Source organism: Phenylobacterium sp., from assembly GCF_030698145.1.
Classification (GTDB): Bacteria; Pseudomonadota; Alphaproteobacteria; order Caulobacterales; family Caulobacteraceae; genus Phenylobacterium.
In genome coordinates this window covers 21,960-43,175 of record NZ_JAUYNW010000060.1, presented here as the reverse complement: position 1 = coordinate 43,175, position 21,216 = coordinate 21,960, and the positions used below count along the sequence as shown (strand labels likewise).

The window sequence follows — 21,216 nt, the reverse complement described above, 5'->3', positions numbered from 1 at the left end:
TTATGGGGTCCACATAGGCGCCGTCCAGTGACAGAACGATGGCTTCGCGTGTCTGGTCTGAAATAGAACGCCGGCGCCGCGAGGTTACGCCCAATCCGGTCAGGACGAGACCATGTGCCGCAAAGAATATGGGCGCCCCATGAGGAGCGCCCATTCTATCCAACGACTTGCGCGCGACTCAGGCGTCGTAGCCGGGCAGCGCGCGGTCCAGTTGACGCAACGCGCCGGGCCAGGCCAGGCCGCCGCCCAGGCCGCGGGACAGTTGCAACCCGACCTCGGCCTGCGCTTCCTCCGGCGCGAACAGCACGTTCTCGCGGCCCGCCGACAGCGCCATGACCTGCTGCTTGCAGGCGCGCTCCAGGTAGAACATGCGGATCCAGCAGTCGGCCGCGCTGGAGCCCACGGCGAGCGTGCCGTGGTTGCGCAACAGCATGACGTGCTTGTCGCCGATGTCGGCCACCAGGCGCTCGCGCTCGTCCAGGTTCAGGGCGATGCCTTCATAGTCGTGATAGGCCAGCATGGTGCGCACGATCACCGCATGCTGGGCCAGCGGTAGCAGGCCTTCCTTCTGCGCCGAGACCGCGACGCCCTGATCGGTGTGCAGGTGCATGACGAAGTGGGCGTCTTCGCGCGCGGCGTGGATCGCCGAATGGATCGTGAACCCCGCCGGATTGATGAAATACGGGGTCTCCTGGAGGATGTTCCCCTCCAGGTCGATCTTCACCAGCGACGAGGCGGTGATCTCGCCGAAATACATGCCGTAGGGGTTGATGAGGAAGTGGTGCTCCGGCCCCGGGATGCGGGCGGAGATGTGAGTGTAGATGGCGTCGTCCCAGCCGTGCAGGGCCACCAGCCGGTAGAGCGCGGCGAGATCGACCCGCGCTTGCCACTCCTCGGCGCTGACCTTGCCCTTGAGCGAACTCACGTTCGCCAGCGAACCGTCGGCCATGGCGGCCTCCCTTGCATGTGACCCTTGATCACTAGGGTCGCGCCGCGGGGTCCTAGCGTCAAGGCTCCGCGTCAAACGGATGTTCGAACCCGTCCGCGCGACGCCAAGTGCGAGAACAACGGTACGCGACGCATCCTTGTGGCGCTTCGCGCGTATCTGCTCAGAGAGCCTGTGTCCGGCGCACCCGCGGTCCAACTTTGCGATCGTCCGGCTGTTTGCTCACGGGCCTCGGGCGTGACCCTTATTCTCGACTTGGGCTTTCATCGGACCTGGGAGGTCAAAATGTCTCGTAGATTGCTGGCGGCGAGCGCCGCAGCCGCGTTTCTCGCCGTCGCCGGTTCGGCTGACGCCGCCATCGTCTATTTCGGCACGACCCTGTCCGGGAGCAGTGAGGTGCCCCCTGTCGCCAGCCTTGGCAGCGGCGATGTGCTGGTGGCCATAGACGATGTCCTGCTGACCATGACGGTCTCGGCGGACTTCACCGGCCTGACCGGCCTGGTCACCGCGGCCCACATCCACTGCTGCGCGCCGGAGGGCACCAATGTCGGGGTGGCCACCACTGTCCCGACCTTCACGGGCTTCCCAAGCGGGGTGACCAGCGGCAGCTACTTCCACGTCTTCGACATGACAGACGCCAGCAGCTACAGGCCCGGCTTCATCACCGCCAGCGGCGGGACGGCAGCCGGTGCGTTCGCCGCCCTCTACGCCGGGATGAAGGCGGAGGATTCCTATTTCAACCTGCACACCACGGTGTACCCGGGCGGTGAGATCCGCGGTCAGTTGAGCGTGGTTCCCGAACCCCAGACGTGGGCCCTGATGATCACCGGCTTCGGCCTGGCCGGGACGGCGCTGCGCCGCCGCCGCGACCGGACCCTCGCCGCCCTGGCTTGAACTACTGGGCGCGCTTGGCGGCGGACTCACGCCGGGCGCGCTCCAACTCCTCGCCCTCGGGCGTGTCCAAGGCGGCCTCGGCCTCCTTGGCTTTCTGCTCGACCGGGCCGGTCTTCGCGAACGCTTCCTGTTCCTTGCGGAACCGGCGCGCGGCTTTGTAGTCCCCTTCGCCCTGGATCTGGTTGTTGTCGGCCATCATCGCCTCCTGGTCTGCCTGCCAGGAGGAAGCGGGCGGCGCCCCGTGAGGTTCCCGCCTCAGTTGGCGCGAACGCGGGCCACGGCGTCCAGCCACCGGGCGTAGGCCTGCTCGCGGCCGTGGCCGTCGAGCTTCGGCTCGAAACGCTCGGTCTGGGCGCGCGCGGCGGTCGCCTCCTCGGCGTTGGCGTAGATCCCCGCCCCGATGCCGGCGAACAGGGCCGCCCCCAGCGCCGTCATCTCCTGGAAGCTGACCCGTCCGACCGCCACCCCGGTGAGGTCGGCCAGGCGTTGGCTGAACCACTTGCTGCGCGCCATGCCCCCGTCGATCCGCAGCTCCACTTGAGCCCCGAAGGCCCCCGGCGCATCGGCCCGCATGGCTTCGATCAGGTCACGGGTCTGCAGGGCGCAGGCGTCGAAGGCGGCCTCGGCGATCTCGGCGAGCCCCGCGTCCCGCGTCAGGCCGAAGATCGCGCCCCGCGCCCCGGCGTCCCACCAGGGCGCGCCCAGCCCGGTGAAGGCCGGGACCATGACCACGCCGTGATCTTCCTTGGCGGTCTGGGCCAGGGCCTCGACGCCCGAGCCGCCGCCCGCCACGCCGAGCCCTTCGTTGACCCATTGCAGGGCCGCGCCGGCGATGAAGATCGAGCCTTCCAGGGCGTAGGTCGCCCGTCCGTTCAACCGCGCCGCCACCGTGGTCAGCAGCCGCGAACGGGAGGGGGCCAGATGCTCGCCGGTGTTGACCAGCATGAAGCAGCCGGTGCCGTAGGTGGCCTTCATCTCGCCGGCGCGGATGCAGCCCTGTCCCATCAGCGCCGCCTGCTGATCTCCGGCCACGCCGCGGATGGGAACCGCCGCGCCCAACAGTTCGGGCAAGGTCGTCCCATAGTCGTCGGCGCAGTCCAGCACCTCGGGCAGCAGGGCGGCGGGCACGTCCAGCATGTCCAGCATCTCGCTCGACCAGGCCTGGGTCTTCAGGTCGAACAGCAGGGTGCGCGAGGCGTTGGTGGCGTCGGTGGCATGGACCGCGCCGCCGGTCAGCTTCCAGATCACCCAACTGTCCATGGTCCCGACCAGCAGCTCGCCGGCCTGGGCGCGGCCCCTGGCGCCGGGGACAGCGCCCAGCAGCCAGGCGATCTTGGTTCCGGAGAAATAGGGGTCGAGCAACAGGCCGGTGATGCTGGTGACCCGAGGCTCCAGTCCCGCGGCGCGCAGCCGTTCGCAGGTGGGCGCCGTGCGCCGGTCCTGCCAGACGATCGCCTTATGGATCGGCTTGCCGGTGACCTTGTCCCAGATCACCACCGTCTCGCGCTGGTTGGTGACCCCTATGGCGGTGACGTCGGCCATTGAGCGCCCGGCCTTCTCGACGGCCTCGCGCAGCACCTCGACACAGGTTTCGAAGATCTGCTCGGCGTCATGTTCGACCCAGCCATCCTCGGGGTAGAACTGCTCCAGCGGCCGGCCGGCGTCGGCCAGCGGCGCGCCCTTGGCGTCGAACAGGATGGCGCGGGTCGAGGTCGTGCCCTGGTCCAGGGCCAAGATCAACGGTTCAGCCATCCTCGTATCGCTCCCTGCGGCGCCAGCGGCCCTTGGGGCCTTTCATGGTCAGCGCCTTCTAACCATGTTTTCATCGCTCCCGGGCAGATTCGCCAGCTTGGGCAGCGGGAGTTCCGAGTTTGAGCGTGGCCGCGAAAGCCGACGAGATCCTGGGCCTGGCCAAGAGCCGGACGCCCGCGGATCGCGAGCGCCTGCTGCTAGCCATCGCCGACCTCTGTGACGCGGGCGAAGGCGCGCGAGCGCTGATGACCTCGCCGCCGATCCAGAGCCTGCTCAACTCCATCTTCATGGACCTGGTGGTCGAGGCCGAGCGCGATATCCGCGCACGGCTGGCCCACAAGCTGGCCCGGGCCGACTGGGCGCCCCCGGCCCTGGTCAACGTCCTGGCGCTCGACGACATCGAGATCGCCCGCCCGATCATCGCCGGCAGCCCGGTGCTGCGCGATCACGACCTGGTGCGCCTGCTGGTCGAGGCCACCATCGAACACCAGATCGAGGTGGCGCGGCGTCCCAATCTCGGTCCGCCAGTGGTCGCCGCCATCCTGCAGCAGCACGAACCGGCGGTTCTCACCGCGCTCGCCGGCAACTTCACCGCCCAGGTGAACCCCCACGACATGGGCCGCCTGGTCGCCGAGTCCGAACGCATCGTGGCCCTGCGCGCGCCGCTCTCGCACCACCCAGCCCTGACCGACGATCTGGCCCGCAAGCTCTATGTCTGGGTCGGCCAGTCGATGCGTCAGGCCCTGGTCGCGCGCTTCCGCATGGACGCCGCGGCCCTGGACGCAGCGCTGGGCGAGTCGGTCCGCGAAGCCCATGGCGGCCAGCCCTCCTCGGCCGACGGCGCCTTCGTGGTCCATCGCGAAGGTGAGCGCGAGGAGATGGAGGCCCAGCTCCTGGCCAAGCTGAACGCGGCCGGGCAGCTGCGTCCCGGCTACCTGCTGCGTGCGCTGCGGGAGGGCAAGCTCGACCTCTTCGTCGGCGGCCTGGCGATCCTGGGCGGTTTCGAGCAGGCCCAGGTTCGCCGGGCGCTGAACTCCGATCGCCCCGAGCTGCTGGCGCTCGCCTGCGCCTCGGTGAGCATCGACCGCAGCGTCTTCCCGACCATCCTGGAACTGATCCGTGACCTGAACGGCGGCCGCCCCGGCGGCGGGGCCGAAGCGGCCCGCCGCGCCGGGGGCGCGTTCGGACCCTTTGGCGCGGAGGTGGCTGGCGCGGCCTTCCGTCAAGCGCTCGCACCCGCTGGATCGACCAGTTGCCCGGTTGACTGAATCCGCGATCCAAGGGCTTTTGACCGCCGATGTTCAAACCTGAGCCCTTCCTCACCCGCCTGGCCTTCACCGCCAGCGACCGGCCCGAGGCCCAGGAGGCGTGCGAGGCGCTGATCGCCCGCTATGGCCAAGCCTCTCGCACCGAGGCCCAGGCGATCGTGGCGCTCGGCGGCGACGGCTTCATGCTGGAGACCCTGCACGACAACCTCTCGGGGGATCGGCCGATCTACGGGATGAACCGCGGCTCGGTCGGCTTCCTGATGAACGAGTATAGCGAGGACGCCCTGCTGGAGCGGATCAACGCCGCCGAGCGGGCGGTGATCCATCCGCTGTCCATGACCGCCATCGACGCCGATCGCCGCGAACACCGGGCGGTGGCGATCAACGAGGTCAGCCTGCTGCGCCAGACCCGCCAGACCGCCAAGCTGCGCATCTCCATCGACGGCAAGGTGCGGCTGGGCGAGCTCTCCTGCGACGGCGCCCTGGTCTCAACGCCGGCCGGTTCCACCGCCTACAACCTCTCCGCGCACGGCCCGATCATCCCGTTGGACGCCCGTGTGCTGGCCCTCACCCCCATCAGCGCCTTCCGGCCCCGCCGCTGGCGCGGCGCCCTGCTGGCCCACACCGCGCGAGTGAAGTTCGAGATCATGGAGGCCGACAAGCGTCCGGTGAGCGCCGTCGCCGACAATTTCGAGGTCCGCGACGTGGTGGAGGTCCACATCGCCGAAGACCGCGAAATGGCCCTGCACATGCTGTTCGACGCCGGCCGGAGCCTCGAGGAGCGCGTTCTGGCGGAGCAGTTTTCCGTTTGACGCCCGAGGGTTGCCAACTCCATTCGTTGTTAACGGATGCGCCTTAGTCTGTGAATGACTGTGTAGGAGGCGCTCCGTGAGCCAGCAGAATCCGGGTCAGGTCATCCCCGTGCCCAACAATCTCCGGCTGAAGGTCGGGGGCCGGTTCGGTGCGATCGACCCGAGCGCCATCGCCAAGGCCGAGGCGGCGCTCAAGAGCCTGTCGGGCAACTTCTCCCAGTGGCTGTCGGACGAGGTCGTCAAGCTGGACGCCTCCCGCCAGAAGGTCCGCGCCGAGGGCGTCTCGGCCGAGACCATGGAAACGCTCTATCTCCGCGCCCATGACCTGAAGGGCCTGGGGAGCACATACGAATTCCCGCTGATCACCCGGATCGGCGCCTCGCTGTGCCGACTGATCGACGACAAGGACAAGCGCCTGATCGTCTCCATGGCCCTGGTCGACGCCCATATCGACGCCATCAAGGCCGCCGTGCGCGACGACATCAAGACCGACGAGCATCCGGTGGGCAACGCCCTGATCACCGAGCTGGAACGCAAGGTCGCCGAAGCCGGCGCCTGATCACTCCGCCGCCGGCGCCATGGCGGCGTAGGCCGCCCGGCAATCCTCGCTTTCGCGCGCCTTCCACGCCAGATGATTGGCGCTCTGCTTTGCGTCCTCATAGGCGATGGCCGTCAGCTTGGCCTTGACGCACATGTCCAGGATGTCGCCGCCCCGCCGGGCCGTCTCGTAGGCGCTGACCGCCTCCTGAATCCGGCTGGCGTGCGCGCGCTCAGCCTGGCCCTCCGACAGCGAACCGCACCCCGCCGCCAACACAGCCACCGGCGTGAGCAGCAGCGCGCGCACGTCACATCACGCTGGAGAGCGGTTCGGCCACCACGCCGTAGCCGGCGTCCGGCGGCAGGACCAGCACCTTGCCGTCCGCGCTATCGCGGATCTGGGGCTCGACGGTGACCAGGGTGCGGCCGTTGGCGCGGGCGATGCAGTCTGCGGCGCTGTCGGCCTCCGCCAGCAGCTGGACGTTCATGCGGGTCGGGAAGATCACCTTGCGCTCGCCGGCCGCGGCCAGGCGCAGGACCTCCTGGGGTTCGATCCACTCGGCGTCCACCGTCTCGTGTCCGTCGCAGGCGGCGACCTGGTCGGCGGGCGCGTTCACCGCATAGAACCAGGTGTCGAACCGTTTGGGCGTCAGCGGCGGGGTGATCCAACGCGCGAAGATGGTGAGCGCGTTGAGATCGAGGCGCACGCCCAGGTCCTTGACGACATCCAGGAACGCTGTCGTCCCGACGTCCACCGCGCGGCGCACCTCCATCGGGCAGGCCTCGCCGCCGATCGGCGAGCCGTCCAGACGCTCACCCAGCAGGATGCCGGCCTCCTCGAACACTTCGCGGATCGCCGCGATCCGCAGGCCCCGCTGGTCGGCGTCGAAATCGTCCCAACCGAGGACATGGCCCTCCCAGGCGGGATCGTGATCGCCGGCGTGGCTCTTGCCGCCCGGGAACACCAGGGCGCCGGAGGCGAAATCGATCTGGTGGTGACGCTTGACCATCAACACTTCAAAGGTCGGGTCGTCGCGCAGCAGCAGGATAGTGGCGGCGGGCTTGATGTCCTGGGTCATGCCCGCCAGCTTGGGCGCCCCGGCGTCCATAGGCAAGGCTGACGCGAGGTCAGCCGGGCTCAGGCCCCCTGCGCGGCCCTGAACGCCTTGCGGGTCTCGCTGGAGATCCGGTCCATCTTCTCAAGGAGATAGTCGACGTCCTCGCGGGCCGCGGCGGTGGGCTGGGTGAGGAAGCGCTGCAACATCTTCTCCTGGAACCGTTCGCGGTCCCTGGCCCCACCGTCGAACTCCATCGAATGGAAAGTGTCGACGCCCGAGCGGAAGGCCGGATAGAGCCGCGCCGGCAGGCCGGCCCGCTCATAGATGGCGCGCAGGCCGAGAGGGCCGGCGTCGTGGATCATCAGCCAGGTCCGGTGATGAGGCACCCCGGCCAGCTCGGCCAGGCCCCATTCCAGGAAGGTCATGTGGCCATGCGCCATGCCGCGCAGCAGCAGCGAGGCGCTGAGGCGCTGGTTCTTGCTGAGGTGCGACACGAAGGCCTTCATGTCGCTGGCGCGGCCGGCCTGGTCGACCAGGTCGATGGTCGCGCGCTCCTTGGCCCCCATGACGATCTGCAGGGCCAGTTCCGGCGAGACGGCGTGGTGGTTCAGCAGATGGTCGCGCACGGCGTCGCCGACCATGTCGATCAGGCGTTCCGTCACCGAGACCGGCAGGGCGTCGCGATAGGCCACCGCAGCCAGCACCCGCTCGGACTGCTCGAAGCGTTCGATCACCTTCTGCAGGGTGATCTCGGCGAAGTCGGCGTTGTCGTTGGCGCAGGCGGCCTCCACGGCGCGCTCCACCCCGTGTTCGACGATGGCGGCGGTCACGACCTGCGAGACGCGGGGCCGCTTGGCGATCACCACCTGGCGCACCGGACCGCCCAGGCGGACGATTTCGGCGAGGTCCTGGTCGGTAAAGGCCGGCGAGGCGCCCAGGATCGGCAGGGCGACGCTCTCCACGTCGCGGGCCAGCTTCAGGGCCACGTCGCGCGGCACGACGGTGGAGTTCTTCAGGGTCACGGCCACAGCGCGGCGCACCAGCTCGGCGGCGTCGGCGGCCATCACCCGCAGGATTTCGTGGGCCTGACCGCGGTCCTCGTCCGAGAGGTCCGCGGTCTCGATGCTGCGGCACAGCCGATGGGCGGCCACGGCGCGCTCGTCGGGCGTCGCGCCCTTCACCAGGGTGCGAATATCGTCGTCCGTCAGCGCCGCACGCGTGGTCGCCATTCCCGCCTCACCCCAGTTCGGAACCGAAGGCTCCGGGCTTCATCATGGACGGTTAGGCTTAATGATCGGTTGCCCTGCGAAGGTGTGGATTAACGATCTCGCGTAACCCCTCGCAAACCCTGCCGCGCTAGGCTTGGGGTTCGCCGCCGAGGAGCTCGACTTGATGACTGTCCAGACCGAGCTTGGCGGGGGCCGCGGCGGGCTGTCGGTGACGCAACAGGCGCTCGACGCCCAGACCGCCCTCCTGCCCTACGCGCTCGCGATCTTCACCATCAGTCTTCCAGTCTATGTCTGGGCCGGCTCCCACGCGCCCAACGCCGTGTGGATGAGCGCCACCTTCGCCATCTTCGCCGGCGCCTGGGGCGCGTTCTACGCGGTGGTCAATTGGCTGAAGCGGCCCGAGGCCCGGGCGGACCTTGTCCGGCGCGGGCGCGTGCAGATCCTCAGCGGCCTGCTGTGGGCCGCCGCCGTGGCCCAGATGGCCGCTTTCGCCGACGGCGCCGGGCCCGCGCGGGAGCCCCTGATGATGACGGCGCTGGCCGCCTCGGTGGTCATCGTGTTCTTCGCCGCGCCCTGGCTGCCCAGCCTGCTGATCATCGGCTCCGCGGCGGTCGCCGGGCCGCTGTTCTTCCTGTTCAACGATCCCGACAGCGCCGAGCTCGCCAACCTGGCCTGGGGCGCGGTGGCGCTGGCCATGGCGCTGGCCCTGATCCTCAACCGCATCCTGCGCGGCCAGTTCTCGCTGGCCGTGGAGCGCGAGGCCCTGATCGCCGACCGCGCCGGCATGGTGGAGGCGGCCAACAAGCTCGCGCAGTCCAAGTCCGATCTGGTCGCCACCCTCAGCCACGAGATCCGCAACGGCCTGACCGGGGTGGCCCACGTGCTCGCCGCCGCCGTCGGCCATAACGGCCGCTCGGCCCCCTCGCGCGAGCAGCTGGCCGCGGCGCTGGACGCCGCCAACGACCTCATTTCCGTGCTGAACACGACGCTCGATTCCGAGACCGCCGAAGCCGGCCGCCTGTCGGTGGACACCCGGCCCTTCGACCCCGTCGCCCTGATCCGCGACCTGGTCCTGCTCAACCGCCCGAACGCCGCGGCCAAGGCCTTGGAACTGACCCTGCACGTCGCCCCCGAACTGGCCTTGGCCGAACCGGGCGCGGCGATCGCTGACGTTCACCGTGCGCGCCAGATCCTGGCCAACCTTCTGGGCAATGCGCTCAAGTTCACTCTGCGCGGCCGGGTCGAGGCGCGAATCGAGCTGTCGGCGTCCGGCCGCCTGGCCATCGAGATCGCCGACACCGGCCCCGGCCTCGCCGCCGACGAGCTGGAGCGGGCCTTCGAACCCTTCAACCGCATCGAGCGAACCAGCGCCGGCACCTCGGGCGCTGGGCTTGGCCTGTCGCTCTCTCGGCAGCTTGCGCGCCTGATGGGGGGGGAACTCTCGGGCCATAGCGCCGTCGGCGTCGGCTCCTGCTTCCGCCTGGAGCTGCCCTATGACCTGACCGCCCAGCCCGACCGCGACGGCGTCGCCGCGGAGCCGGCGGTTCCGGCGACCGTCGAGCGCAACGCCCTGCGGGTGCTGATCGCCGAGGACGACGCGCTGAACGCCGCCATGCTGCGCGCGGTGATCGAACAGCTGGGCCACCAGGTGGTGCACGCCATCGACGGACGCCGCGCCGTGGACCTCTCCAAGGTCTGCGAGTTCGACCTGCTGATGATCGACGGGCGGATGCCCAACATGGACGGCCCGGCCACCATCGCCGCCATCCGCGCCTTGGACGGCCCCATGTGCGGCGCGCCGATCATCGCTGTCATCGGCGGCGACGCGGCCGAGGCCAAGGAATGCACCCAGGCCGGCGCCGACGCCGTCCTACGCAAGCCGGTCAGCGTAGCCGCCGTCGCCAGGGCGGTGGCCGACGCCATCGCCGTGGAGCGCGATCCGCCAAGAATTCGCGTCGTCGCCTGAGTCCTGCCTGCGCGGCGCCTTGAGGCTCCCTCCCCCAGCGGTCACTATGGCCGAAAAGGTCGGGAGGGACGTGCGTGGTACTCAAGGGTCTAAAGGTGGTCGAGTTCGCCTCCTACATCGCCGCGCCCGGCGCGGGGGGCATACTGGCCGACTGGGGCGCGCAGGTGATCAAGGTCGAACGTCCGCAGGGCGACCCGATGCGCCACGTGTTCGCCGACGCCAAGAGCGAGATATCCGTCAACCCGACCTTCGACCTGGACAACCGCGGCAAGCGCGCCGTGGTGCTGGACATCGCCAAGCCGGAAGGCCGCGACGCGCTCGCCAAGCTCGCGGCGGAGGCCGACGTCTTCCTCACGAACGTCCGCCCGGCGTCCCTGAAGCGTGCGGGCCTGGACGACGTGACCCTGCGCGCGGTCAATCCGCGCCTGGTCTACGCCGTGGTCACCGGCTACGGGCTGGAGGGGCCGGACGCCCACTTGCCCGGCTTCGACGTCACCGCCTTCTGGTCGCGGGCCGGCGTGGCGCGGATGCACACGCCCAAGGGCCAGGATCCCTTCATCCTGCGCACCGGGGTCGGCGACCACACCACCTCGCTGGCCACGGTCTCGGCGATCCTGGCGGCGCTGTATGAGCGCGAGCAAACCGGCGCCGGGCGCCTGGTGCAGACCTCGCTGCTGGCCACCGGGGTCTACGCCGTGGGGTCTGACCTCGCCGTGCAGCTCGTGCTGGGCAAGCTCGCCTCCAACCGTCCGCGATCCGATCCATTCGATCCGGTGGCCAATTTCTACAAGAGCCGCGACGAGCGCTGGTTCGTGCTCAATCCCCGCGGCGCGTCCGACGACTGGGTGCAGATCACCAAGGCCTGCGGGCGCCCGGAGCTGGCCCAGGACGAGCGCTTCCAGACCGGCAAGCTACGCAAGGCTAACAACAAGGAACTCGTCGCCGAGTTCGAGGCGGCCTTTGGCGCGCTGGACTTCGACGAGATCGCCGTGCGGCTGAACGCGGCCGATCAGGTCTGGGCGCCGGTCCAGACCCCGGCCGAGGTCGCCGCCGATCCGCAGGTCCAGGCGGCCGGCGCGATCATCGAGGTCGAGGATGGCCGCGGCGGAACCTTCCGCTCGCCCGCGGCTCCGGCCCGGTTCCCCGGCGCCGACCTGGACCGCCGGCCCGCCGCCCCGCGCCTAGGCCAGCACACCCATGAGGTCCTGGCCGAGCTGGGATACGACGAGGTTCAGATCGAGGCGATGGTGGCGGCCGGAGCCGCGGTCTAGCTCGACTTTTCGCGGGCCTCGGAGAGCACCCGCAGCATCTCGCTGGAGAACATCGAGCCGGTCAGCCGCGAGCCGACGCTGGCGCCGGCGTCGTCGCGCGACTGGCTGCCGCGCAGGATGATCTCGACCAGGGCGTCCTGATCGCGTTGCACCGCGCCCTGGCGGGCCGAGGCGTACTGAATGAAGCCGCCCTGGGGCTCCGGCGCCGAGACGGCGCGTTCGGTCGCCGCGGGGGCCGAGCCACCGGTCTTGGTGAGGTTGGCGTAGACCTCGGCCACGGTGGCCGCGCGGCCGTCGCGGTAGAAGATCGATCGGTTGGCCCCGGCCGCGTCGGGGAAGATGCTGGCGGCGCTGGCGCCCGGGCGCGTCCGCATCGCCTCGATCAGGCGGGCCGACCCGTGGGGGCCCAGGAAATGAGCGGCGTAAAGCTCGCCCGCCGTGGGCGAGCGGCCCGTGCGGCCCTTGAGGTAGGAGGCGTGATCGGAGGTGAGCTCGCCGGCCATCAACGAGGCCGCGTGCGGGTCCATCCGCAGGTCCATCACCGCCTTGCGCGCCTCGGCGCCGGCCACGTGATAGCGGCCGTCGGAGCCCTTCTGAATCAGCTCGGCGTAGCGGGCGTAGCCGTACTTGGACCCGTGCTGCTTCAGGGTGGAGAGCCAGGTCTGCTCGACGAACTGGAAGAGGCCGGCGGCCGACGACGACGACGCCTTGGCCTTGGGGTTGTAGCCGCTCTCACGCGCCGCGGTGCCCATCAGGAAGCTGAAATCCACGCCCGTCGCATTGGACGCGCGTTGGATCGCGGCTTCGACGACGCCCCGGATTCCATGGATGGCCATGGTCCCTGGTTTGCGCCGACATGGTTAATGCGCCGCTAACCATGATGCGGCGAGAGCGCGCACATCTTTCGGCTGCGAAAGCGTCACCATTCGGCTTCCCCTAGGTCAAGGTCCGGCCACGATCCCGGCGCGACCCTCTCCGTCAGCGACGACGACAAGGAAAGGGAGGTCGCCATGGTCATCCGTCAGGCTCTGCCGGTGTTCGCCGGCCACACGCCGTCGCGGAGGCGCAGATCGCCCCATGTGACGCTGGCGATCGGCGCCTCGGTGGCGGTCCATCTCGGACTGGCGGCCTATCTCGCGATGAAGACCTGGATGCCGCCCGAGGTCGTCGAACTGCCGGAAGGCCCGATCTTCGACATCCAGACCGTGACCCTCCGAAAGAAGCCCATCGAGACGCCGAGGTCGCGGCCGACCGTCCAGCCCCGTCAGGCGGTCGAGACGCCGTTCACGCCCCCAAATCCGATACCGGTCGCGCCCGATCTCGCGCCGATCCCGACCCAGCCCAACCCTGGGCCCACGGCGCTCGGTCCGCCGACGATCCCGCCCGCGCCGCCGGCCGGCCCGGTGGTCCTGCAGCCAAGCTGGCTGACCAAGCCGGGCGCGCGGGAGTTCGCCCGCTTCTATCCGGACGCGGCCCTGCGCCGGGAGGTCGGCGGCCTGGCCATGCTGAGCTGCACCGTCAGCGCCGCCGGCAAGCTGGACGCCTGCCAGGTGGTCAGCGAGACGCCTGCGAGCGAGGGGTTCGGCCGTGCCGCCCTCAAGCTCGCGCCCTATTTCCGGATGCGGCCCCTGACCACCGACGGCCAGCCGGTGGACGGCGGGGTGGTGCGCATCCCCGTGCGGTTCGGTGTGGGCTAGTAACTCTTCGGCAGGCCCAGGACGCGCTCGGCGATGTAGTTCAGCACCATCTCGCGGCTGATCGGAGCGATGCGGGCGATCATGGCTTCGCGGAAGTAGCGCTCAACGTCGTACTCCTTGGCGTAGCCCATCCCGCCGTGGGCCAGGACCGCGGCCTCGCAGGCGTTGAAACCCGCCTCTCCGCCCAGATACTTGGCCGCATTGGCCTCGGCCCCGCAGTCGCGGCCGGCGTCGTAGAGGGCCGCCGCCTTGAAAGCCATCAGGTTGGCCGCCTCCAGCTCGACCCAGGCCTTGGCCAGGGGATGGGCCACCCCCTGGTTCTGGCCGATGGGCCGGCCGAACACGATCCGCTCCTTGGCGTAGGACGAGGCCCGCGCCAGGGCCGCGCGGCCCAGGCCCACGGCCTCCGCCCCGAACAGCACCCGCTCGGGGTTCAGCCCCTCCAGCAGGTAATAGAACCCCCTGCCCTCCTCGCCGATCAGGGCGTCGGCGGGAATCTCCAGGTTGTCAATGAAGACCTGGTTCGACTCGACGGCCTTGCGGCCCATCTTGGGGATCGGCTTGGCCTCGATCCTGGTGCGGTCGAAGTCGATATAGAACAGGCTTAAGCCCTGGGTGGACTTGGTCACCTGGTCGCGCGGCGTGGTGCGCGCGATGATCAGCATCTTGTTGGCGCGCTGGGCCGAAGTGGTCCACGTCTTGCGGCCCTGCAGCACATAGCCGTCGTTGGTCCGCGTCGCCTTGGTGGTCAGGCTGGTGGTGTCGAGGCCCGCGTCGGGCTCGGTGATGCCGATGCACATCTTGTCCTGGCCGGCGATCAAGCGCGGGATGTGGCGGCGCTTCTGGTCGTCGCTGCCGAACTTAACGATCGGCATTGGGCCGAAGATGTTAAGGTGCAGGGCGCTGGCGCCGGAGAACCCCGCCCCTGACTGCGCCACGGCCTGCATCATCACGGTCGCCTCGGTGAGACCCAGACCCGAGCCGCCCAGCTCGACGGGCATGGCCGCGCCCAGCCAGCCGGCCTCGACCATGGCGGCGACGAAAGCCTCGGGGAACTCGCCGGTCTCGTCAGTCCGGCGCCAGTAGTCGGCGTCGAACCGTGCGCACAGGCGCGCGACGCTCTGGCCGATCGCCTCCTGTTCCTGCGTCAGCCAGAACCCGGTCATTTCGCCTCGCTGGTCATGCCGAACCGCGCCGGGTCCAGTCGCTGGGCATAGGGACCGGCTTCCCCTTCCGTCACGCAAGCCGCGATGATCCTGGCGACCAGGGGCGCCAGCAGCCAGCCGTTGCGCCGCGCGCCCACCGCCAGCAGCACGCCATGATGGCGGCCGCGACCGACCATCGGCAGGCCGTCGGTGGTGGCGGCGCGCACCCCGGCGGACGCTGCGTAGGGCCCGTCCGCGACCTGCGGGAACAGCCGTGCGCCAGCCGCCAGCAGCGGCGCCACATCCTCCGGATCGACATCGCGGTCGTCGCGGCCGGGCTGCATGGTCGCGCCGAGCGTCATGGCGCCAGGGGCCGCGGTGACATAGGCGCCTTCGCCCCGCACCACCACGCCCTCATAGGCGTAAGCCTGGCTGCGCAGGATATGGCCCTTGATCGGGCTCAGGGCTGAGAGCTCGGGCGCGACCACGGCCAGGTCGCGGGCCGCGCCGGTGGCGATGACCAGCCGCTCGCCGCCCTCGAAGCCGCGGGCCGGCTCCTGGCGGAAGATCACCCCCGCCGCTTCGCAGGCCGCGCGCAGGGCGGTGAGGGCCGCGCCCGCCTCGATCCGCCAGTCCTCGCGGATCAGGACACCGCGGCCCCAGGTTGGGGCGAGGCCTGGCGCGAGGCCTTCCAGGGCCTTGCGCGCCAGATCGGTGGGATGGAGGCCGAGCGACCTCAGGCCGCCATCCGCGCGGGCCAGGAAGTCGGCCTCGCCCACGGCCACGGCGCCGGCCCGGTCGACCACGACGCCGATCCTCGTCTCCAGGGCCGGCCAGAGATCGCGCGCGGCCAGCAGCAGGTCGAGCTGCGGCGTCGCGGCGGGATCGAGCACGCTCTCGAACGCCGGGGCCAGCATGCCGGCGGCCACGCCCGAGGCGTTGTCCAGCGGGCTCGCGGGATCGAACACCGTGACGCTGTGCCCGGCGTCGGCCAGGGCGAGCGCCGTGGTCAGCCCCAGGGCTCCAGCGCCCGCCACCGTGATCTTCGCCCGCTTGGCCATGCGCCTAACGAGCGGTCTTCGCGCCTGAAATCAAGCTCGGAACCGCGTGGACGCGAGCGGGTTCCGCCATTCACCGAGACACGGGTTCAACTGGCGAAGGGAACACGACATGGCCACAGCCGCAGCGACGACCACCAAGAAGACCTCAACCAAGACCACGAAGAAGTCCCCGGGCGCGCAGGACGCCATCGCGCTCCTGAAGGCCGACCACCGCGAGGTGGAGGGATGGTTCGCCGAATACGAGAAAGCCCGAGCCGGGACGAAGAAGACTGAGCTGATCGCCAAGATCTGCAAGGCCCTGACAGTCCATACCCGGATCGAAGAGGAGTATTTCTACCCGGCCTCGCGCGATGTCTTGGACGACGAGTCCATCGTCGACGAGGCGGTGGTGGAACACGCCTCGGCCAAGGACCTGATCGCCCAGCTCGAGGCGGGCCAGGTCGACGACGATCTCTATGACGCCAAGGTCAAGTGGCTGTCGGAGGTGATCAAACACCACGTCAAGGAGGAGGAGAAGGAATACTTCCCCAAGGTCCGTAAGACCGACCTCGACCTGAAGAGCCTCGGCGCCGCCATGGCCGCGCGCAAGGAAGAGCTGATGAGCCAGCTCGCCAGGATCAACTAGCTCCGACTGGTCTCGAAAATGGAGACGGACGCCGTCTGGCGACGGCGTCCGCTTTCGACTGTCGCGCTCCTGGCCTATTCGGCGGCGATGGAGATCGCCTTGGCGCCGCGGTCCCTGAAGTTGATCTCCTGGAGGTACTTGATCCCCTCCTCAGCGATGTCGTCGCCGACCATCTTGTCGCCCTCGGCCTTGAGCTCCTCCATGTCGACATAGGTCGCATAGAAGGCCCGGGTTCGCTCGGTGATCAGACCGGCGTTGAGCAGGGTCTTGATGAGCACCCGGAAGATGTTGGTTTGGCTCTTCAGGCGTTCGCGGCGGCGCTCGTCGTTCTGGATCAGCACGATCATCTCGGCGCGGACCCGGTCGGGATCGAGGCCGAAATCGGCGTAGACGCCGGCCTGCTGGTTGGGCGAACCCATGTTGAACAGCAGCGACTGGAAGCAGTGGGCGGCCCAGTCCTCCACCATCTCGCGCTCATCCTTGGTCATCTTGGGGATGGTGCGGTCGGCCCAGATCTTCCCGAATTTGTGGTGGAAGGCCTCGTCGGTCATGACGAGCTGGAACAGCTTCTTGGCCAGCGGATCGCGGTTGAACTGGAACCCGGCGGCGAAGGCCCCCATGGCCAGGCCCTCGACCAGCATCTGCATGCCGATGATCTTCTTGTAGACTTCCGGCGCTTCGATGATGTCGACCAGGAGCTGCTTCAGCACCGCGCCGCAGGGCCGCGGCCGGCCCCAGCGGGCCTTGATGTACTTGGCGAACGCCGTGACGTGGCGGGCTTCCTCGCGGGTCTGGTTGGCGGCGTACTCCTGCGCGCCCTGGTCCTTCAGCACGTGGCACAGGCTGGCCGACAGGTTCAGCGCGCCCTGCTCGCCGTGCAGGATCGAGGAGAAATTCCACAGCGTCATCTCATTGATGAACTTGGCCTTCTGGCCGGTCTTCTCGAGGTGGTCCAGCACGTAGGGCAACCCCAGCGACATGATCTGGTCGTCGGGCAGCAGGGCGTCGTTCTCCATGTCCCAAGGCGCAGAGAAGTCGATGTACTTCGGGTCCAGCGGATCCCAGAAATGGTCGTGCGTGGCCGAGATGATTTTGTCGAACGCCGTCGAGCGGGCGTTGTAGCGGTCGAGTTCCAGCATGGACTCGAAGTCGTTCGGGGCCACCGCGTCATACATGACGTCTTTGGTGATATTGCCGTCAGCCATTCGTGTTCCTCCCGGTACAGCAACCTGGAGGAGATTCCGGTGAACGGCGTTTGGATAGCAGCGGTTCAGCGGCGGCGGAACAGCACTTCCAGGCCCTGGATCACGTCTTCCATCAGCGGCGTCTGGGCGCCTTCGTCGCCGGCCAGCGTCATCGAAGCCGCACCATGGCCGCAGGCCCACACCGCCAGCGCCACCTTGTGCACCTGCTCCTCGCTGCGGTCAGACTGGCTGGCCGCGTGGCCGATCACCTGCTTCAGCACCTCGAAGGCGCGATCGCGGGCGGCGCTGACATCGGGCTCGGCCAGGATCTGCGGATCGAACATCAGGCCGTAGACGCCGGGCTGGCTGCGGGCGAAGCCGAAATAGGCCAGGGCCGAGGCGCGGATCGGCGTGCCCTCCGGTGAAGTCGCCGCGTGGCTGAGCGCGGCCTCCAGCTCACCGAAGCCCTCGGCCGCCAAGCCGGCCAGCAGCGCGTTCTTGCTCGCGTAGTGGTGATAGACCGACCCCGCCGCGATTCCCGCGCGCCCGGCGAGCGCGCGCAGGTTCAGCTTGGCGATCCCGCCCTCGCGTAGCAGGGCGCGGGCCTCGTCAAGAAGCTGGATGCGCAGATTGCCCACATGATAGCCGCGCCTGCGGCCGGCGTCGGCGTCCGCCCAGGGCATCAGACCGCCTCCTCCTGGCCAGGCCCCGTCAGGTCGCAGACAAGGCCCGGCAGGAACGCGAAGGGCCAGGCCGCCAACGCCAGGTTGGGCAGGAACCAGGCGGGATCGAACTCCCGCAGGATCGCCCAGTAGCCCACGGCCATCAGGCCGGCCACCACAGTGAGGGTCAGCGAGATCAGCGCCAGGGGCCGCCAGGCCGGATCGCCACGGCGCGCGGCGCGAACCGCCAGCAGTCCGGTCACCGAGAAGGCCAGGTCCAGCGGGAAGAACGACCAGTTCCACGCCACCACGCGCGCATCCTCATAGCCGGCGTACATGAGGTCGGCGGGAATCGCGACAGCCCCGACCTGGCTCAGCAGGGCCAGCGACCAATAGGCCAAAAACAGCAGATCGGTGATCGCCAGGGCGGCGGCGAGGCTGCGGCTCATGGTTCCGGCTCCGGCCAAACTCGAGATGGCATAGTCAACCGGGTCGCGGGCGAATGTCGATACGTCCCGGCGGTCAAACTAACCGTTGATCATATGAATAGGCGTCGGGCGGCGTCCCGCAACGGCGAGTCGTGGGATTTCAGGCCGCTTTCACGGCGTCCTTGGCGTCCAGGACGGTCTGCAGGGCGTCGAACAGCCGGCCCACCTCGATGGGCTTGGCGACGAAGCCGTCCATACCGGCGGCGCTGTATTCGGCCACCTGGTGGGCCATGGCGTTGGCGGTGAGGGCGATGATCGGGGTGCGCGGGCGGCCCTCGGCGGCCTCCGCGGCGCGGATGACCGCAGTCGCCGTGGGGCCGTCCATTTCCGGCATCTGGACATCCATCAGGATCACGTCCCAGGCCTCATGGTTCCAGGCCTCCACCGCCAGGGCGCCGTTGTCGACGATGAACGGCTCGATGCCGATCTGCTGGAGCAGAGTCCGCAGGACCAGCTGGTTCACCGCGTTGTCCTCGGCGGCGAGGACCTTGAGATGCGCCGCCTCGCCGTGGTCCACCGACGCGGTTTCGGCCGGCGATGGCGGCGGAGCCAGCAGCGGAACGCTGTCACCCATCCGCGCCAGGGGAAGCTTGACGACGAAGGTCGTGCCCCTGCCCGGCAGGCTGGTGGCGTCGACCACCCCGCCCATCAGGCTGGCGAGCTCCCGGCAGATGGCCAGGCCGAGGCCCGTGCCGCCGTAGCGCCGCGTGGTCGAGGCGTCAGCCTGTTCGAATTTCTGGAACAGGCTCGCCAGACGATCCGGCGGGATGCCGATCCCGGTGTCGGCGACGGTCAGCCGCAGGCCGTCGCCGGCGCGATCGACGGTGACGCGGACCTCGCCGGCTTCCGTGAATTTCAGCGCGTTGGAGACCAGGTTGTAGAGGATCTGACGGACCCGCGTGGAGTCGCCGCGATAGACGCCCTGGGCGGTCGGAGCGATGGCCAGGTCGAAGGACAGGCCCTTCTTGCCTGCGATGGCGCTGAAGGCCGCGTGGGCGCCGCGGGCCAGTTCGGCGATGTCGAAGGGCGCCTCTTCCAACTCGAACTTGCCCGCCTCGATCTTGGACAGGTCCAGCACGTCGTTGAGGATGGCCAGCAAGGTCTCGCCCGACTGTCGGATCACGTCCAGCCGCTCGCGCTGGGGGTCCGTGAGCGCGTCCATGGCCATGGCCTGGGCCATGCCCAGCACGCCGTTCAGCGGCGTGCGGATCTCGTGGCTCATGGTGGCCAGAAAGGTCGACTTGGCCCGATTGGCGGTCTCGGCGTCTTCCTTGGCCTGAAGCAGGGCGCGCTCGGCGGCCTTGCGCTCGGTGATGTTCTGCAGCGCGCCGATCAGGCGGTGGGGCTGGCCCTTGTCGTCGTTGATCAGACGGCAGGCGCCCTGCACCCAGACCTCCTTGTCGTCCGAGCGCACCACACGGTACTCAGGACGATAGGGCGCACCCTCGTTCAGGTGCCGATCCCAATGCTGCATGACATTGGCGCGATCGCGCGGGTCGATGGTGCCGAAGATGTCGGCGAAGAGCTCGTCGTAGGTCTTCGGCTCGGTGAAGAAGGTGTCCTCGCACCCCGTCTTGACCAGTTCGCGGCGAACCCAGTCGACCTCGTAGACATGCAACTCGGCGATCTCCATGGCCAGCGTCAGCCGTTCTTCGGAGCGCGTGCTCTCGTCCAGCGCCTCGACCATGTTGGTGATGTCCAGGCTGACGGCGACCATGCCGCCGACCTCGCCCCGCGCGTTCCACCAAGGCGCCAGCTCGATCTGGCTCCAGACCGCCCGTCCGTCGGCGGCCGCGGCGGGGAACCGCTCATTGCGTATCGTCGCGCCGGCCAGACAGCGCTCGTAGCTGGCCCGGTGCTTCTCGGCCCAGGGCGACACCTCATAGAGCGACCGCCCGATCACCTGGCCGACCTCGTAGCCGATGCGCCGCGCCCAGGCGGGGTTGCAACAGAGCACCCGCAACTCGTGGTCGGTCAGCACGACCGTTCCGGGCAAGGCGCCGAAGATCGCGGCCATGGTCGTCGAAAGCTCAGCGCGTCCGCGCTCGCTCTCCTCGCGCGCATGCGTCGCGCGCGCACGTTCCCATTCGTCGGCCACCGTGTCGGCCAGATCGCGCAGACGATTGGCCAGGCTCTGATTGAAAGGGGTCGGCTCAAAGCCGGTTACGCCCAGCACGCCGGCGCAGGTTCCATCGCCCAGCAGGATCGGCGCCCCAGCGCAGAACCGCACATGGGGGGGACCCACCACGGTCGGAGAGTCACGGAACCGCGGATCGAGCCGGGTGTCGGCCACCCACAGCAACTCCCCGCTCTCAAGGATGATGTCGACCGCCGGGGGCCGGCTCGGCATAACTTTGCCGCTGGGGTCGCGATTGCTCCAGGTGGCGTCGCCGCTGACCAGCAGGATGCGCGCGTCGACCGCGCCGAACAGGGTCCGGGCCAGCCGCGTCGCGCGATCGCAGACGGCCTGAGAGATATCCAGGCCGAATGGGCGCACGTCTGCTTCTGGGGTCGCCCCCGCCTCGGCCGACATCGCACTCCCCGTGTTATTTTTCTTACGCCACTGGCGAAGGAGTGTGGTTCGACAAGGTTAAGGTCGGATTTAGGGCGTCCGGTACGAC

At 69.1% G+C, this 21,216-nt stretch carries 21 protein-coding genes; 8 read left to right on the top strand and 13 right to left on the bottom strand.

Features of this window, described 5'->3' with window-relative positions; all coding sequences use genetic code 11:
• Positions 1–178: 178 nt before the first annotated feature.
• Positions 179–949 (bottom strand): class II aldolase/adducin family protein, encoded by a 771-nt coding sequence (locus Q8Q77_RS08785; RefSeq protein WP_305583194.1) that lies wholly within the window; start codon positions 947–949, stop codon positions 179–181.
• 282 nt (positions 950–1,231) lie between these two features.
• On the opposite strand from Q8Q77_RS08785, the gene Q8Q77_RS08780 reads away from it, so the two are divergent.
• Positions 1,232–1,840, top strand: coding sequence for a CHRD domain-containing protein (locus tag Q8Q77_RS08780; protein WP_305583193.1), 609 nt, complete (start codon positions 1,232–1,234; stop codon positions 1,838–1,840).
• A 1-nt stretch (position 1,841) separates the two neighbouring features.
• Here the strand turns inward: Q8Q77_RS08780 and Q8Q77_RS08775 are convergent, their stop codons facing one another.
• Together Q8Q77_RS08775 and glpK are read right to left on the bottom strand one after the other, a co-directional pair.
• Complete coding sequence (locus tag Q8Q77_RS08775) at positions 1,842–2,036, bottom strand: hypothetical protein (RefSeq protein WP_305583192.1); 195 nt, start codon at positions 2,034–2,036, stop codon at positions 1,842–1,844.
• 59 nt (positions 2,037–2,095) lie between these two features.
• Positions 2,096–3,592: a glycerol kinase GlpK gene (glpK, locus tag Q8Q77_RS08770; RefSeq protein WP_305583191.1), complete on the bottom strand. Its 1,497-nt coding sequence runs from the start codon at positions 3,590–3,592 to the stop codon at positions 2,096–2,098.
• Positions 3,593–3,717: 125 nt separating this feature from the next.
• On the opposite strand from glpK, the gene Q8Q77_RS08765 reads away from it, so the two are divergent.
• The 3 genes from Q8Q77_RS08765 to Q8Q77_RS08755 all read left to right on the top strand — a co-directional run bounded on the left by Q8Q77_RS08765 (position 3,718) and on the right by Q8Q77_RS08755 (position 6,231).
• Positions 3,718–4,860: a DUF2336 domain-containing protein gene (locus tag Q8Q77_RS08765; protein WP_371130433.1), complete on the top strand. Its 1,143-nt coding sequence runs from the start codon at positions 3,718–3,720 to the stop codon at positions 4,858–4,860.
• A 29-nt stretch (positions 4,861–4,889) separates the two neighbouring features.
• Positions 4,890–5,672 (top strand): NAD kinase, encoded by a 783-nt coding sequence (locus Q8Q77_RS08760; RefSeq protein WP_305583188.1) that lies wholly within the window; start codon positions 4,890–4,892, stop codon positions 5,670–5,672.
• A gap of 76 nt (positions 5,673–5,748) precedes the next feature.
• Entirely contained in the window at positions 5,749–6,231 is a 483-nt protein-coding gene (locus tag Q8Q77_RS08755) for an Hpt domain-containing protein (protein ID WP_305583186.1), read from the top strand.
• Here Q8Q77_RS08755 and Q8Q77_RS08750 read toward each other — a convergent pair whose 3' ends face one another.
• The 3 genes from Q8Q77_RS08750 to Q8Q77_RS08740 are packed head-to-tail and all read right to left on the bottom strand — an operon-like array spanning position 6,232 to position 8,496.
• Complete coding sequence (locus tag Q8Q77_RS08750) at positions 6,232–6,516, bottom strand: hypothetical protein (protein WP_305583184.1); 285 nt, start codon at positions 6,514–6,516, stop codon at positions 6,232–6,234.
• A 1-nt stretch (position 6,517) separates the two neighbouring features.
• Positions 6,518–7,318 carry an NUDIX domain-containing protein gene (locus Q8Q77_RS08745; RefSeq protein WP_305583204.1) on the bottom strand — a complete coding sequence of 267 codons (801 nt, stop codon included), beginning with the start codon at positions 7,316–7,318 and terminating at the stop codon, positions 6,518–6,520.
• Between the two features lie 29 nt (positions 7,319–7,347).
• Positions 7,348–8,496 (bottom strand): DUF2336 domain-containing protein, encoded by a 1,149-nt coding sequence (locus tag Q8Q77_RS08740; protein WP_305583182.1) that lies wholly within the window; start codon positions 8,494–8,496, stop codon positions 7,348–7,350.
• Between the two features lie 163 nt (positions 8,497–8,659).
• On the opposite strand from Q8Q77_RS08740, the gene Q8Q77_RS08735 reads away from it, so the two are divergent.
• Together Q8Q77_RS08735 and Q8Q77_RS08730 are read left to right on the top strand one after the other, a co-directional pair.
• The gene (locus Q8Q77_RS08735) at positions 8,660–10,462 is read left to right on the top strand and encodes an ATP-binding protein (RefSeq protein WP_305583180.1); all 1,803 of its coding nucleotides are present in this window, start codon (positions 8,660–8,662) and stop codon (positions 10,460–10,462) included.
• Positions 10,463–10,536: 74 nt separating this feature from the next.
• Positions 10,537–11,733, top strand: a complete 1,197-nt coding sequence (locus Q8Q77_RS08730; protein WP_305583178.1) for a CaiB/BaiF CoA-transferase family protein — start codon at positions 10,537–10,539, stop codon at positions 11,731–11,733.
• Here Q8Q77_RS08730 and Q8Q77_RS08725 read toward each other — a convergent pair.
• Positions 11,730–12,569 (bottom strand): transglycosylase SLT domain-containing protein, encoded by an 840-nt coding sequence (locus Q8Q77_RS08725; RefSeq protein WP_305583176.1) that lies wholly within the window; start codon positions 12,567–12,569, stop codon positions 11,730–11,732. The genes Q8Q77_RS08730 and Q8Q77_RS08725 overlap by 4 nt on opposite strands.
• A gap of 174 nt (positions 12,570–12,743) precedes the next feature.
• Between Q8Q77_RS08725 and Q8Q77_RS08720 the strand changes: the two genes are divergently transcribed.
• Positions 12,744–13,430: a TonB family protein gene (locus Q8Q77_RS08720; protein ID WP_305583174.1), complete on the top strand. Its 687-nt coding sequence runs from the start codon at positions 12,744–12,746 to the stop codon at positions 13,428–13,430.
• Here Q8Q77_RS08720 and Q8Q77_RS08715 read toward each other — a convergent pair.
• Together Q8Q77_RS08715 and Q8Q77_RS08710 are read right to left on the bottom strand one after the other, a co-directional pair.
• On the bottom strand, positions 13,427–14,596 hold the full coding sequence (locus tag Q8Q77_RS08715) for an acyl-CoA dehydrogenase family protein (RefSeq protein WP_305583172.1): 1,170 nt from the start codon (positions 14,594–14,596) through the stop codon (positions 13,427–13,429). The genes Q8Q77_RS08720 and Q8Q77_RS08715 overlap by 4 nt on opposite strands.
• The gene (locus Q8Q77_RS08710) at positions 14,593–15,636 is read right to left on the bottom strand and encodes an FAD-binding oxidoreductase (RefSeq protein WP_305583170.1); all 1,044 of its coding nucleotides are present in this window, start codon (positions 15,634–15,636) and stop codon (positions 14,593–14,595) included. The genes Q8Q77_RS08715 and Q8Q77_RS08710 overlap by 4 nt, the downstream gene beginning before the upstream one ends.
• Before the next feature lie 109 nt (positions 15,637–15,745).
• Between Q8Q77_RS08710 and Q8Q77_RS08705 the strand changes: the two genes are divergently transcribed.
• Complete coding sequence (locus Q8Q77_RS08705) at positions 15,746–16,261, top strand: hemerythrin domain-containing protein (protein ID WP_305583168.1); 516 nt, start codon at positions 15,746–15,748, stop codon at positions 16,259–16,261.
• A 74-nt stretch (positions 16,262–16,335) separates the two neighbouring features.
• On the opposite strand, the gene Q8Q77_RS08700 is transcribed toward Q8Q77_RS08705, so the two are convergent.
• From Q8Q77_RS08700 to Q8Q77_RS08685, 4 genes are all read right to left on the bottom strand, one after another.
• The gene (locus Q8Q77_RS08700; protein WP_305583166.1) at positions 16,336–17,466 is read right to left on the bottom strand and encodes a ferritin-like domain-containing protein; all 1,131 of its coding nucleotides are present in this window, start codon (positions 17,464–17,466) and stop codon (positions 16,336–16,338) included.
• Between the two features lie 65 nt (positions 17,467–17,531).
• Positions 17,532–18,128 (bottom strand): TetR/AcrR family transcriptional regulator, encoded by a 597-nt coding sequence (locus tag Q8Q77_RS08695; RefSeq protein WP_305583164.1) that lies wholly within the window; start codon positions 18,126–18,128, stop codon positions 17,532–17,534.
• Positions 18,128–18,556 carry a DUF5360 family protein gene (locus Q8Q77_RS08690; protein WP_305583162.1) on the bottom strand — a complete coding sequence of 143 codons (429 nt, stop codon included), beginning with the start codon at positions 18,554–18,556 and terminating at the stop codon, positions 18,128–18,130. Before Q8Q77_RS08690 ends, Q8Q77_RS08695 begins: the two co-directional genes overlap by 1 nt.
• 139 nt (positions 18,557–18,695) lie before the next feature.
• A complete protein-coding gene (locus Q8Q77_RS08685; RefSeq protein WP_305583160.1) occupies positions 18,696–21,092 on the bottom strand; it encodes an ATP-binding protein in 2,397 nt (798 codons plus the stop codon).
• Between the last annotated feature and the right edge of the window lie 124 nt (positions 21,093–21,216).

What these genes read in the sequence shown, in the direction of transcription:
- Q8Q77_RS08785 (WP_305583194.1), bottom strand. Translation starts at nt 949, where the DNA reads ATGGCCGACGGTTCGCTGGCGAACGTGAGTTCGCTCAAGGGCAAGGTC.
- Q8Q77_RS08780 (WP_305583193.1), top strand. Translation starts at nt 1,232, where the DNA reads ATGTCTCGTAGATTGCTGGCGGCGAGCGCCGCAGCCGCGTTTCTCGCC.
- Q8Q77_RS08775 (WP_305583192.1), bottom strand. Translation starts at nt 2,036, where the DNA reads ATGGCCGACAACAACCAGATCCAGGGCGAAGGGGACTACAAAGCCGCG.
- glpK (WP_305583191.1), bottom strand. Translation starts at nt 3,592, where the DNA reads ATGGCTGAACCGTTGATCTTGGCCCTGGACCAGGGCACGACCTCGACC.
- Q8Q77_RS08760 (WP_305583188.1), top strand. Translation starts at nt 4,890, where the DNA reads ATGTTCAAACCTGAGCCCTTCCTCACCCGCCTGGCCTTCACCGCCAGC.
- Q8Q77_RS08745 (WP_305583204.1), bottom strand. Translation starts at nt 7,318, where the DNA reads ATGGACGCCGGGGCGCCCAAGCTGGCGGGCATGACCCAGGACATCAAG.
- Q8Q77_RS08740 (WP_305583182.1), bottom strand. Translation starts at nt 8,496, where the DNA reads ATGGCGACCACGCGTGCGGCGCTGACGGACGACGATATTCGCACCCTG.
- Q8Q77_RS08735 (WP_305583180.1), top strand. Translation starts at nt 8,660, where the DNA reads ATGACTGTCCAGACCGAGCTTGGCGGGGGCCGCGGCGGGCTGTCGGTG.
- Q8Q77_RS08725 (WP_305583176.1), bottom strand. Translation starts at nt 12,569, where the DNA reads ATGGCCATCCATGGAATCCGGGGCGTCGTCGAAGCCGCGATCCAACGC.
- Q8Q77_RS08720 (WP_305583174.1), top strand. Translation starts at nt 12,744, where the DNA reads ATGGTCATCCGTCAGGCTCTGCCGGTGTTCGCCGGCCACACGCCGTCG.
- Q8Q77_RS08715 (WP_305583172.1), bottom strand. Translation starts at nt 14,596, where the DNA reads ATGACCGGGTTCTGGCTGACGCAGGAACAGGAGGCGATCGGCCAGAGC.
- Q8Q77_RS08710 (WP_305583170.1), bottom strand. Translation starts at nt 15,636, where the DNA reads ATGGCCAAGCGGGCGAAGATCACGGTGGCGGGCGCTGGAGCCCTGGGG.
- Q8Q77_RS08705 (WP_305583168.1), top strand. Translation starts at nt 15,746, where the DNA reads ATGGCCACAGCCGCAGCGACGACCACCAAGAAGACCTCAACCAAGACC.
- Q8Q77_RS08700 (WP_305583166.1), bottom strand. Translation starts at nt 17,466, where the DNA reads ATGGCTGACGGCAATATCACCAAAGACGTCATGTATGACGCGGTGGCC.
- Q8Q77_RS08695 (WP_305583164.1), bottom strand. Translation starts at nt 18,128, where the DNA reads ATGCCCTGGGCGGACGCCGACGCCGGCCGCAGGCGCGGCTATCATGTG.
- Q8Q77_RS08690 (WP_305583162.1), bottom strand. Translation starts at nt 18,556, where the DNA reads ATGAGCCGCAGCCTCGCCGCCGCCCTGGCGATCACCGATCTGCTGTTT.